Consider the following 14,098-nt stretch of genomic DNA (forward strand, 5'->3'; position numbering starts at 1 on the left):
GATGTATAAGAAGATAGTTTTAAAGAAAGGAAAAGAAGAGAGTTTGCAACGCCAGCACCCATGGGTATTCTCTGGTGCCATACTTAAAACAGACGAACCATTAGAAGAAGGCGAACTGGTAAGAGTTTACACGCACGATGGAGAGTTTATGGGAGTGGGCCATTTTCAAATAGGTTCTATCAGCGTTCGTATTCTCTCGTTTCACGATGTGCCTATTAATGCCAACTTTTGGCAAGCTCGTTTAAAGGCGGCAATGGAAGTTAGAGAAGCCATCGACGTTATTAGACCTGCCGAAAAAGTGGATACCGATAAACATAATACTGTAAATACAACTTATCGCTTAGTACACGGAGAGGGCGACAATCTCCCCGGATTGATTGTTGATGTATATGGAACAACGTGTGTTATGCAGGCTCACTCGGTGGGAATGCACGTCAGTCGCTACGAAATTGCTGATGCATTGCGCAACATTATGGGGGATAAAATTGACAGTATATACTATAAAAGCGAAACCACCCTACCCTTTAAGGCTGAATTAGGACAAGAAAATGGCTTTATTTACGGCAATACCGACAACGATATAGCCGTTGAAAACGGACTTAAATTTCATATAGACTGGCTGAAAGGGCAAAAAACGGGCTTCTTTATAGACCAACGCGAAAACCGTAGCTTATTAGAACACTATGCCAAAGGACGCACAGTGCTGAACATGTTTTGCTATACAGGAGGTTTCTCTGTATATGCTATGCGAGGAGGTGCAAAGGTGGTACACTCTGTAGACAGTTCGGCAAAGGCGATAGAACTCACCAATAAAAATATTGCGTTGAACTTTCCAAACGATAACAGACATCAAGCGTTCTGCGAAGATGCTTTTAAATATCTGGACAATAACGATGGAAAATACGACCTTATAGTGCTCGATCCACCTGCTTTCGCCAAACATAGAAGTGCCTTAAAGAACGGATTGCGTGGATATACACGCCTAAATGTAAAGGGTTTTGAACGTATTAAGAAGGGTGGAATATTGTTTACATTCAGCTGCTCACAGGTTGTAACAAAGGAAAACTTTCGTCAGGCTGTGTTTACTGCTGCTGCTCAAGCTGGTAGAAAGGTTAGAATATTGCACCAAATACACCAGCCTGCCGACCACCCCATAAATATATATCACCTCGAAGGAGAATATCTAAAGGGATTAGTGCTCTATGTTGAATAAGGTAAAAACATATATCAACACCCACAAGCTACTACGTTTAAATGGTCGGTATATAGTTGGACTGTCTGGAGGGGCTGACAGTGTAGCGCTGTTACTGATTTTAAAGGAATTAGGCTTTCACGTTGAAGCGGCGCATTGCAATTTCCACTTGCGCGGAGAAGAGAGCCAACGAGACGAAGACTTCTGCATAAAACTATGTAAAGAGAACGATATAGAACTGCACCTAATACACTTTTATACAGCAGAATATGCCAAATTACATAAAGTAAGCATAGAAATGGCAGCGCGCACGTTGCGTTATAACTATTTCGAAGCTCTGAGACACGACATTAGTGCCGATGCTGTTTGCATTGCTCACCACTGCGACGACTCGGTTGAAACCGTCTTATTAAATCTTGTTAGAGGTACGGGCTTACGTGGGTTGATGGGTATTCAACCCATTAACGGCTACATTATAAGACCGTTACTCTGTTGCTCTAAAGCAGAAATAGAAGATTATTTAAGCACGAAAAAACAGACTTTTGTTACCGACAGCACTAACCTTATTGCCGATGTAAAACGAAATAAGCTTCGATTAGAGGTTATTCCAAAACTGAAAGAGATTAACCCATCGTTCGATAACGCCGTAACAAAAATGTCGGAACACCTTACCGAAGCAAACAGAATTATTAATGACTCTATAAGAAGTGCTTTTCCACACATTGTTTCCACCACAAACACAGATATCGAAACGTTGTTTGCACAGCTACAGAAAGGCACATCAGAACAAACACTACCCAACCTTAGCATAAACATAGCTGCACTACAAAAATATGTTTCGCCCGAATATTTCTTGTTTTTCTTACTCACTCCCTACGGATTTACTTCATTGCAGATAAAGAATATTGCTTCTTCGCTATCGTCTAATAGTGGAAAAGAATATATTGCAGATAGTTACACCATTTTGTTCGATAGAAAAACGATGCTTTTATCGCGACACGAAACAACTGTTCCAAAAACATTACGAATACCCGAAACGGGAAGATATGTCTACTCGGAGCAATATAAAATAGAAGTAAAAGAAGCTATTGTAGATAGCAATTTCGCTATTCCAACAGATTCAAACCACATTGTTGTAGACAAAGCCGCTGTGCATTTTCCGCTCACTCTGCGTCGTATTAAGGTGGCAGACCGCTTTCACCCTTTTGGAATGAGGGGGACTAAACTCGTTAGCGACTATCTAACCAACCTTAAAATAGACACCATTAGTAAACGCCAACAACTTGTTTTAGTCGATGGAAACGGAGAAATTATATGGGTGGTTGGACGTCGTTCCAGCGATATATACCGCATAAGCAAGTCTACAACCACAGCATTGCACATTCGTTTTATATCTGCAGAAGAAGCAAATAAGTAGTAATAACAATGCAACTATTAACCATATATTAGCAAGAACATTGGAAATATATTTCGCAGACAACATTCCTCAATAACAAGCTCATAACTAATTGGAGCCTAAAAGCGAACAGCAGAAAATAGCCGAAAACACTTTGAAAGAAAAACTGAATATAACAACCCCCACACCCATAACACCAGATTATAAGCAATATATTGCTATCCAAATAGATATACAAAACGCTTAAACCAACACATTGATATAATAGTATTCAAACATCTTCAATATTTAGTTGAACCAGCATCTTTTACGTATAATAATATAGGCATATAAAGGTGGTATTTCTGACAGATATCTAAAACAATACTGACAGATATCTGAAACGAACACGACAGATATCTGAAACGAACGTTACAGACGACTAAAACAAGCACAACAAACATCTAACAGATTTCTCCTATAACAATACACAGTTTATTATATTGCAAAGTAGTCAGTAGACACAGTTTATAAATTGCCTACCCATTTTCTACCAAACACAACCACATACTCTACAGCCCCCTACCACCTTCTGCACCATACATTCTTACTTTTTAATCTTCCAGTAAACCACAATATTTTATATTCTACACCTTATTATATATTAGTTTCCAAACTTTTTTGTACCTTTGCAATATTAATAAAATTATTTTCAGAGTAGAAAATCATTAACACATAAAGGAAATGAAACCAACATTATTACTTCTTGCAGCTGGTATGGGTAGCCGCTATGGTGGCTTAAAGCAGCTAGACGGATTAGGACCAAACGGCGAAACCATCATGGATTACTCTATATACGATGCGATAAAAGCCGGTTTTGGGAAAATCGTTTTTATCATTCGTAAGGATTTCGAAGCACAATTCCGTGAAAAAGTGCTATCTAAATACGAAGGGCATATACCTGCAGAACTCGTATTCCAAAGCATTGATGCACTGCCCGAAGGCTTTACGGTGCCCGAAGGAAGAGAAAAACCATGGGGAACCAACCACGCTGTACTTATGGCAAAACCCGTTGTGCATGAACCTTTCTGCGTTATTAATTGCGACGATTTCTACAATCGTGATGCATTTATGGTGATTGGGAAGTTTCTTGCTAACCTTCCTGAAGGCTCAAAAAACAAGTATGCAATGGTAGGATTTCGTGTTGGAAACACCCTTAGCGAAAATGGAACAGTGTCGCGAGGCTTATGCAGCACCAACGAACAGGGACACCTAACCACCGTTGTAGAAAGAACAAAAATAGAACGTCGCGATGGTAAAGTGCAATATATGGACGAAGATGGTAGTTGGACCACAGTTCCAGACAATACACCCACCTCTATGAACGTGTGGGGATTTACGCCAGACTACTTCGAATACAGCGAAAGCTATTTCAAAGAGTTTCTTTCTAACCCAAAGAACATAGAAAATAAGAAGTCTGAATACTACATTCCAATAATGGTAAACAAACTTATTAACGATGGAACAGCCACAGTAGACGTGCTTGATACCACAAGCACATGGTTCGGTGTAACCTATCCAGCAGACAGAGACGGTGTTGTGGCACGGATAAAAAAACTAGTAGACGAAGGTATCTACCCCAAAAAGCTATTCTAAACACAAAGCTACTTTAAGCTATTTCGATACTCCCAAGTATCGAAATAGCATACACATGAGAAGAAAATAAAGGCAGATGAATATTAATTTATTAGACAATGCAGAAGCTAAACAGTTGCAACAACTTATAATCGAAGCCGAACACATCGTTATTTGTGCACATAAATCGCCCGATGGAGATGCCTTAGGGTCTTCATTAGCGTGGAAATCGTATCTTAATCAAATAGGAAAGACAGATGTAACAGTGTGTATGCCAGATGCATATCCCGACTTCTTACAATGGTTGCCAGAAGCAAACACTGTACTACGATACGACAAGAACCCCGAAAAAGTGCAAGAAACATTCAATAGAGCCGACCTTGTTTGTTGCTTAGACTTTAACCAATATGCACGTGTAGAGGCAATGAGAAGCACTCTCGAAGGCTGCAAAGCAAAGCGAATACTCATTGATCATCACTTAGAACCACAAACAGACAATGCTATAACCATATCGCAACCCAACATGTCTAGCACAAGCGAAATGATATTCTACATCATTAGCCAGCTGGGAGGATACAACGATATGACAAAAGACTGTGCACAGTGCATTTATTGTGGTATGATGACCGATACAGGAGGCTTTACCTACAACTCTACACGTCCAGAAATATACTTCGTAATAGGACAATTACTATCGAAAGGCATTGATAAAGATAACATATATAACCGAGTTTTTCATAACTATTCGGTTAATGCACTACGCTTTAGAGCACACATCATAGCCAATAAAATGAAGGTGGTAAACGAATTGCACGCATCTTATTTCATAGTAACAAAAGAAGATATGCACCGTTTCCACTTTATAAAAGGCGATTTAGAAGGCGTTGTAAATTCACCACTACAAATAAAAGGACTGAAACTAAGCATATCGCTACGCGAAGACACCGAACGCCACAATCTCGTATTGGTTAGCCTACGCTCAAGCAACGGTTTCCACTGTCAGCCAATGGCGGTTCAGTTCTTTAACGGAGGCGGACACGCTGATGCTTCTGGCGGAAAACTCTATTGCTCAATAGCTGAAGCCGAACAAATAGTGCTAAAAGCATTGCTCGCATTCCAAGACGAACTAAAACGAAAATAAAAGAATTAAAATACAATACAAAAAAAATAGTCAATCATTTGTTATATCCAGATAAATCTCTTACCTTTGCAGACGATTTGAAAACATAAGGTTTCGCTTCTGAAACCTTTATCTCCACAATATCAAAATTTCGATATAACCCATACATAAATACTTTATGTTTAGTAAAGAAGAACTTTTAGAAAAGGATATTCCCGAATTGGAGAATATTGCCAAAGACCTTGAGGTGGACTATAAAAAGTCTGACGACAAAGAGGCTATCATCTATGCCATATTAGATAGGCAGGCAGTAAACGCCGGCATATCACACCCTATGGGAACAACAAAGCGTAAGCGTACGAGGATAACAAAGAAGGATTCCGACAAGGTTTATACCGTTCATGGAAAAGAAGGAGAAAACTTCGACCTACAAAAAAACAAAGTGCAGAACAACACATTACCCGGTTTGTTTAAAGATTTACCAGACACACAAACTAGTGAAAAGCAAGAAGCAGAAATTAAGAAACCGGTAGAAGCTCCAAAAAAGCGTGGACGAAAGAAGAAAGAAGATACACCAACAACTGCAAAGACTACTGTTGAAGAAACTCCGAAGAGTAGCGTAAAAGAGGAAAGTGCTGCAGAGGAAACTAACAAAACTGTAACAGAAACTTCTACAGAAACACCTGTTGAAACAACAGCAGCAGAAACAACAACAAAGCCAACAGAAGAGGTTGTTGAAACAGAAACTCCCGCTAACAATACAGATGATGTGGTGATTCCTGAAGCTGAATTCGTATCGCAAAACGGAGAAACAAACGAAAGCGAAACTACAGAGAATCTTCTCGAACAGCTCCAAGCAAAGGTAAATGCACACAACGAGCAGATGGAAGATACTGAAAATATGGGACGAGACGGTGTATGGGAAGGCGACCCCGGAGATGGAACAGACTTTATTACAGTGGTAGATATTCCGGTTGAAGACCAGGGTATGGTACCATCGTACGATATGTTCGACCGTCCAACAATACCTACTGATAACAACCAAGCATCATATTACAACGAATCGGCAACACGCCAAGACAATGCTCCCGCTTATGACTTTAACAATATAATTAAAGCTAACGGCGTATTAGAAGTTATGCCCGATGGTTATGGCTTCTTAAGATCTAGCGACTATAACTACCTATCGTCGCCTGACGATGTATATGTGCCTGCAAACCAAATTAAGCAAAATGGTTTAAAGACAAGCGATGTAGTGGAATGCCACGTTAGACCACCACATGAAGGAGAGAAATATTTCCCTCTTACATCTATAGATATGATAAATGGTCGTGCACCATCGGAAGTTAGAGATCGCGTATCGTTCGAACATCTAACACCATTGTTCCCTGACGAGAAGTTTACACTGTGTGGCGACCCACGCACAACAAATCTTTCTACACGTGTGGTAGACCTCTTCTCGCCTATTGGTAAGGGACAACGTGCGCTAATAGTGGCACAACCAAAAACGGGTAAAACTATCTTAATGAAAGATATTGCTAATGCTATAGCGGCAAATCACCCAGAAGCCTATCTGATGATGCTACTTATAGACGAACGCCCAGAAGAGGTTACCGATATGGCACGCACTGTTAATGCAGAGGTAATAGCTTCTACCTTCGATGAGCCAGCAGAGCGCCACGTGAAAATTGCAGGAATTGTGCTTGAGAAGGCAAAACGAATGGTGGAATGCGGCCACGATGTTGTTATATTTCTTGACTCTATTACACGTCTTGCGCGAGCATATAACACAGTAGCCCCTGCTTCTGGAAAGGTACTAACAGGTGGTGTTGATGCCAACGCACTACAAAAACCAAAACGCTTTTTTGGTGCAGCGCGCAATATAGAAGGTGGCGGTTCGCTCACAATTATAGCAACGGCACTTATTGATACAGGTTCTAAGATGGATGAGGTGATATTCGAAGAGTTTAAAGGAACTGGTAATATGGAGTTGCAACTCGACCGTTCACTCAGCAACAAACGTATCTTCCCATCTGTCAATCTGGTTGCTTCGAGCACTCGTCGCGACGACTTGCTACAGGATAAAACTACTATCGATCGTATGTGGATTCTCCGTAAGTACATTGCAGATATGAATCCAATAGAGGCTATGAACTCTATTCACGATAGAATGTTACGAACCCATGACAACAATGAGTTCCTCTTATCAATGAATGGATAAACCTATCAATCATTTATAAATACTTCTGAAAAGGCCATACCTGTGAAGGTGTGGCTTTTTTCATATCCTTTCTGTGCTATAATATTCTTCTTGCAACATAGAAGAATGTTTAACCCGAATCAGTCGTTAGTCTCATTATTTATAGTTCGTACCATTATGCATTGTTTCCTAACATCTTTTATTTCCTTATTGATATCTCCTCTGCCTTTGTTAATCGACGTAACCTGCTGTGTCTGCATTGCAAAGGCAGAAAATCCACTCAATAATAAAACACAATATGTTTAGGTTCTACCGACAAATTTGAGTTTAAGCAAGCCTACTGCGCAAACGTTTGACAACCGAAAAACTATTCTTATGCAATATTGCTACTATTTTTATCGGCAAAATGCGATAACTTTGCCACATAATAGTATTAGTAGTGATAGTACAAATTGATAGTTCTAAATGCCAAAAGCTTTGAAGACATAAGCAAATAACACATTCGCTGTCTATATGCTTATTCATTGCAAGGTATTTGAACGTTAATTGTTATGGCTAAACATTTTTATTGTTTTAGAGTGGAGCCCCATTTGCTGTTTGAAGCAGGTGAGGCTTTCTTTTTAGACTAAAATGTAGAACCATAACACTGTTATTATGCAAAATTAAATAGGCATTACATATTTCTAACCCATTAATAATCCGTATCTTTGCAACAGTATATTATAAAAGTGGAGATGAACCACATAGAGAAATGTGCAACATAATGAAAAGTTTAACCGATAAATTAAATAAAGTAATAGCTATTTTAGAGAATAGGCTATCGGGCGAGCCTAAATTAAGCTTGATTATTTCCAGATTGAAAAGAACAAGAGAACTGTTGTTAGATAATAATCAAAATAAAACTCTAAAGTCTATCTATGGAATAACCAGAGCCTATTTAGATATTACGAGCGATTATGCAGACCCCATTGTTACCGATTTACACACCATAGAAAAAGAGATTGATGCACTATCTAAATAACATAAATAACAATGAAATATATAAATATTCAGTTGAATAAACACATCTTAAGTGTTATAATATAGCACTATATGAGCGTTTATTTGCTATGATATCTGAAACGAATATTACAGACGTCTAAAACGAAACTCACAGACGTCTAAAACGAACACGACAGATATCTAAAACGAAAGCGACAGATATCTAAAACAAAGGCAACTATATTCTGCAAACTTTCTTATACATTTTAGAAGCTCTATTCTATTGAACCATAAACAGTAAGCACAGCTTACAATATAGCCATCGCCTTTTTACTGAACACACACATCTACCATAGGCATATAATAAGGTTATACACTACATAAAACACAAATTTTAGCAAAACAAGAGCATAATTAATCACTTATTTTGCAAGTGTCGGTAAATTATCGTACTTTTGTATTTCAAATATCAACTCGGTGCAGACAACAAACGTATGGTATTAAATTATATTTGGATAGCATTTTTCCTTATAGCTTTTGCTTTTGGAATAGTGGGCTTAATAATGGGCGATACTACACTATTTCAGAAAATGGTAGATGCTACTTCCGACTCAGCTAAGACAGCTTTCCAAGTATCACTTGGGCTAACAGGAGTTCTCTCGTTATGGCTTGGCATTATGAAAATCGGCGAGAAGGCTGGTATGGTGAATATGTTGGCACGTATGTTAAGTCCGGTTTTCACCAAACTCTTTCCCGATATTCCTAAGAATCACCCTGTTATGGGGTCTATCTTTATGAACATTGCATCTAATATGTTGGGATTAGACAATGCCGCTACACCCACAGGACTAAAGGCAATGGCACAGATGCAAGAGCTAAACACAAAGAAAGACACGGCTACCAACCCCATGATAATGTTTTTAGTGCTGAACACAAGCGGGCTTACCATTATTCCAACCAGCATTCTGGCGGTACGAAGTGCTTGCAAAGCCGTCCAACCCACCGATGTTTTTGTACCCATCTTGCTTGCAACAACCATAGCAACACTTGTTGGAATTATAATAACATCGCTCTGGCAACGCATAAATATCTTTCAACCAGTGTTGTTTATCACCATTTTCGGACTACTCGGAACAGTGGGTTTCATTATATGGGGACTTATGCAGATGCCCCAAAACACTATGAATACTGTTACATCGGTAGTTTCTAATCTAATTCTAATGTCCATAATAGTCAGCTTTATTGGTGCCGGACTATTTAAAAAAATAAATGTTTACGATGCTTTTATAGAAGGTGCAAAAGAAGGTTTCGCCACAGCTGTACGCATTATACCCTATTTGGTAGCAATACTTGTGGCTGTTGGCGTGTTTAGAGCATCGGGCGCAATGGACATTTGTGTAGATGGCATAAGATGGACGCTGCAACAATTCAACATAGACACCACTTTTGTAGACGCGCTGCCAACCGCTATGATGAAACCACTGTCGGGAAGCGGTGCACGTGGACTTATGCTGGAGACCATGCACCACTACGGCGCCGATTCATTCGTAGGCAGGCTAAGCTGCATATTTCAAGGGTCCACAGATACCACATTCTATATATTGGCTGTCTATTTTGGCAGCATTGGTGTACGATACACACGCCATGCAGTGGCTTGCGGACTACTGGCAGACCTCGCTGGTGTGCTTGCCGCAATAGGAATATGCTACATTTTCTTCTAAACGAACACAAAACAAAATGGCAAATTTAAAATCATTAGCAAAAGATACAGCTATTTACGGTCTTAGTAGCATAGCTGCTCGCTTTGTAAACTATTTGTTAGTACCCATACAAACCACCAAATTTAATGCAGCAGGTGGACAATACGGCATTATAACCAATGTGTATGCTTATGTAGCACTACTAATTGTACTGCTTACATACGGTATGGAAACTACCTTCTTCCGCTTTATGAGCAAAGAAGGAGAAGACCCAAACAAGGTGTATGCCACTACCTTAAAAATGGTTGGCACAACATCGGTGATATTTATGGCAATAATTCTGCTCTTTAATCAGCCCATAGCAAATTTCTTAGGCTATGCCGACCACCCAGAATACATAACCATAATGTATATGACGGTAGCCATCGACGCATTTGCCGCCATACCCTTTGCCTATTTACGGTGTAAACACAGACCTATAAAATTTGCCGTACTAAAAATCTTAAACATCTCTTTAAACATTGTTTTAAACTTGCTATACCTTATTATATTACCAGGTTTGAAACTTAATTTGTTTGGCATATACGATGCACACTTTACACTCGATGTGGTGTGGGTGTTCTATATCAACCTTATTTGTACCATCATTACCTTGCTTTTGCTTTGGAAAGAACTCTATGGCATACGCTACAGCTTCGATAAAAGCACATGTAAACGTATGCTTAGCTACACTTTTCCACTGCTAATAATGGGTTTGGCAGGACAATTAAACCAATGCGCATCGCAAATAATATTTCCATACGTTTACAATGGAACAGCCGAAGAGGCACGAACACAGCTCGGCATATATGGTGCATGCATAAAAATAGCAATGATAATGGTGATGATTACGCAAGCCTTTCGCTACGCTTACGAACCATTTGTGTTTGGAAAGTCGAAGGACAGAGACAATAAAGACACCTACGCTAAGGCTATGAAATTTTATGTCATATTCACCTTGTTAGCATTTCTCACCGTAATGGGATATATGGACGTGCTTCGCCATGTAGTGGGACGCAGCTATTGGGACGGATTAGAGATTGTTCCAATTGTAATGGCAGCCGAAATAATGTTTGGCATCTTCTTTAACCTAAGTTTCTGGTATAAACTTACCGACCGAACAATATGGGGAGCCTATTTCTCTGGTGTAGGTGCAGTAGTGCTTATTGCAATGAACATTCTGCTAATACCAAGTTTTAGCTATTGGGCTTGCGCATGGGCAGGATTTGTCTCGTATGCCGTAAGTATGATAATAAGCTACTATTTCGGACAGAAATATTATCCTATAGCTTATCCATTAAAAGAAATTCTATTCTATGTAGTGGTGGCATTGGCTTTGTTTGCAGCCATTACAGCCTCTAACAAATATATACCATCGTTGCTTGCACTGGTTGTAAACACAGCTTTAATACTGGTTTTTGTGGGCATCATAGTAAAACGCGACTTTCCATTAAGCAAACTCCCCATTATAGGAAAACGGTTTAGAAAGTAAGAATAACCAAAACATATTTACCATATTATTAATAAATTATGAAAAAATCAACTCTAGTCCTTGCCAGTATGCTTGCAATGAGCACTGCTTCTAAGGCAGATGAAGGTATGTGGACGCTTTTCAATCTACCCGAAGCCGTTTATACGCAGATGGTAGACTATGGTTTCTCGTTGCCATGCGATAGACTTTACAACAGTCCAAACGCTATAAGCAACTATGTAGTAAACTTCTCTGGCTTCTGTTCAGGTGTAGTAGTATCGCCAGATGGGTTAGTTTTCACAAACCATCACTGCGGTTTTGGTGCCATCAATGCTCACTCTACTGTAGAGCACGACTATATGCGCGATGGTTTTTATGCCAAAAGTTTTGCCGAAGAGCTACCTAACAAAGATACTTTCGTATCGTTTATGCGTGCCCAAGACGACATCACTAGTCGCATTGCTCCACTAATTGTAAACAAATCGTTAAAACAACAAGGAGAAATAATAGACTCTGTGGAGAACGTTTTAAACGATTCTATCAAAAAAATAGATAAGACTTTACACATAGAGGTAGCACCATTCTACGAGGGAAATAAATATTATGCTACCACATATCAAGACTTTACCGATGTTCGCCTTGTATTTACCGTACCAAAGAGTATGGGTAAATTTGGTGGAGACACTGATAACTGGATGTGGCCACGTCAGACTTGCGACTTCTCAGTATTCAGAATATATGCCGACCCTAAGACTAACGGACCTGCACCCTACTCTAAAGATAATGTGCCATATCACCCAGAACACTTCGCACCCGTAAGTATGCAAGGCTATAAGGATAAAGACTTCGCTATGACTATTGGCTATCCAGGCACAACCAACCGTTATCTCTCATCGTACGGCATTCAGCAACGCCGCGACATAGAGAATACGGCACGCGTAGAGAGCAGAGATATAAAACTGGCTATTATGAAGAAGTATATGGATGCCGACCAAAAAGTGCGCATTCAGTATGAGTCAAAATATGCAGGTTCTGCTAACTATTGGAAGAACTCTATGGGTATGAATAAGTGTATAGATTCTATTGGACTTATCCGACAAAAAGCTGAATACGAAGGAAAAATTAGAAATTGGTTGGCAACACAGCCAAAGAAAGATGCTTCAATAGATGTTGACTTCAATAAACTAGAGCAACTATATGCACAGAACCGTCCGCTTATTAAGGTTATAAGCTATTGGTCAGAAGCATTCAACCGTACAACAGAGTTCTTTACACGCGCTACAAATGTTGGAACAAATATGCCTTTAAAAGGTTCTGCAAATAATCCAAAGGCTCAATACGTAGAGTTTGCCGACAATAGCGACAAGTGGAACTACGCATTAGATAAGGAACTAACTGCTGCAATGTTAGAGAACTATGCGAAAGTGGTGCCTGCTGAATATCACCCTGCATTCTTTCAAACTGTAGCAAAGAAGTTTGGAGGTAATTTCTACAAATATACCGACTGGCTTTACAAAAACAGTAAACTGCTGAAAAATGGTGAGAAGTTTTATCCTAACGACCGTAAGAAGTTCTTGAAAGACCCTGGTGTAGTAGTAGGAGAAGAACTGGTGAATGTTTATAAAGCCGTTCAAACCAAAGCACTACAGTTGCGTGGAGAAATAAAAGCACAAGAGAAGAAACTCACCGAGGCGAAACTACAAATGGAAATGGACCTCCCACATTATAGCGATGCCAATTTCACAATGCGTCTTAGCTATGGTCAGGTAGGTGGATATAAGATTGGTGGTTTCAACAGTGGCTACTATACAACAGCCGAAAGCATTGTAGAGAAATTCAAACAAGCAAATAAAGTGGCTGACTATAAGGCTGAACCTATTATGATGAAGCTACTCTCGTCTAACGATTACGGACCATACGCTGACAAGACTTCTGGACAATTGCAACTCTGTTTCCTCACTAATAACGATATTACAGGTGGTAACTCTGGTTCACCAATGTTTAACGGCAAAGGCGAACTTATTGGTCTTGCTTTCGATGGAAATTGGGATAGTCTAAGCTCTGGTATTAACTTCGATCGTGAATTGGCTCGTTGTATTGGTGTAGACATTCGCTTTGTACTCTTCATGATGGATAAATGGGGACACGCCGACCGTTTAATTAAGGAGATAAATGCTAAATAAACAAAACTAATACAACATAAAGACATTGCATATTTAGAAATAAATATATTAAAACCAAATTGGTCATCAGACCAAAATATAATATCAATGTAACATTAAACCCCAAGAGTTATACGAAATAACTTTTGGGGTTTTGTTTTAAATAGCACACTCTTCTTTTTGTTGTCCACCTTATATTAAGCATTCTTACATATTATAAAAT

The 14,098-nt window shown here is 39.3% G+C and carries 9 protein-coding genes; all 9 read left to right on the forward strand.

Translation table 11 applies throughout. The features are described 5' to 3' along the window. Position 1 precedes the first annotated feature (1 nt). The 9 genes from HMPREF9144_RS11350 to HMPREF9144_RS11390 all read left to right on the forward strand — a co-directional run bounded on the left by HMPREF9144_RS11350 (position 2) and on the right by HMPREF9144_RS11390 (position 13,896). Positions 2–1,213 carry a class I SAM-dependent rRNA methyltransferase gene (locus tag HMPREF9144_RS11350; RefSeq protein WP_006046223.1) on the forward strand — a complete coding sequence of 404 codons (1,212 nt, stop codon included), beginning with the start codon at positions 2–4 and terminating at the stop codon, positions 1,211–1,213. After that, positions 1,203–2,609 (forward strand): tRNA lysidine(34) synthetase TilS, encoded by a 1,407-nt coding sequence (gene tilS, locus HMPREF9144_RS11355; RefSeq protein ID WP_006046224.1) that lies wholly within the window; start codon positions 1,203–1,205, stop codon positions 2,607–2,609. The genes HMPREF9144_RS11350 and tilS overlap by 11 nt, the downstream gene beginning before the upstream one ends. Positions 2,610–3,311: 702 nt before the next feature. Continuing rightward, positions 3,312–4,223 (forward strand): glycosyltransferase family protein, encoded by a 912-nt coding sequence (locus HMPREF9144_RS11360; protein ID WP_006046226.1) that lies wholly within the window; start codon positions 3,312–3,314, stop codon positions 4,221–4,223. Between the two features lie 76 nt (positions 4,224–4,299). After that, entirely contained in the window at positions 4,300–5,343 is a 1,044-nt protein-coding gene (locus HMPREF9144_RS11365) for a DHH family phosphoesterase (RefSeq protein WP_006046227.1), read from the forward strand. Between the two features lie 157 nt (positions 5,344–5,500). Further along, positions 5,501–7,543, forward strand: a complete 2,043-nt coding sequence (gene rho, locus HMPREF9144_RS11370; protein ID WP_006046228.1) for a transcription termination factor Rho — start codon at positions 5,501–5,503, stop codon at positions 7,541–7,543. Positions 7,544–8,285: 742 nt separating this feature from the next. After that, positions 8,286–8,543, forward strand: a complete 258-nt coding sequence (locus HMPREF9144_RS11375; protein WP_006046230.1) for a hypothetical protein — start codon at positions 8,286–8,288, stop codon at positions 8,541–8,543. A 454-nt stretch (positions 8,544–8,997) separates the two neighbouring features. Then, complete coding sequence (locus HMPREF9144_RS11380; protein WP_006046231.1) at positions 8,998–10,224, forward strand: spore maturation protein; 1,227 nt, start codon at positions 8,998–9,000, stop codon at positions 10,222–10,224. A 16-nt stretch (positions 10,225–10,240) separates the two neighbouring features. Beyond that, positions 10,241–11,734: an oligosaccharide flippase family protein gene (locus HMPREF9144_RS11385; RefSeq protein ID WP_006046232.1), complete on the forward strand. Its 1,494-nt coding sequence runs from the start codon at positions 10,241–10,243 to the stop codon at positions 11,732–11,734. Between the two features lie 38 nt (positions 11,735–11,772). Beyond that, a complete protein-coding gene (locus HMPREF9144_RS11390) occupies positions 11,773–13,896 on the forward strand; it encodes a S46 family peptidase (protein WP_006046233.1) in 2,124 nt (707 codons plus the stop codon). Positions 13,897–14,098: the final 202 nt, after the last annotated feature.

It is taken from the genome of Prevotella pallens ATCC 700821 (assembly GCF_000220255.1).
GTDB classification, from domain to species: Bacteria; Bacteroidota; Bacteroidia; order Bacteroidales; family Bacteroidaceae; genus Prevotella; species Prevotella pallens.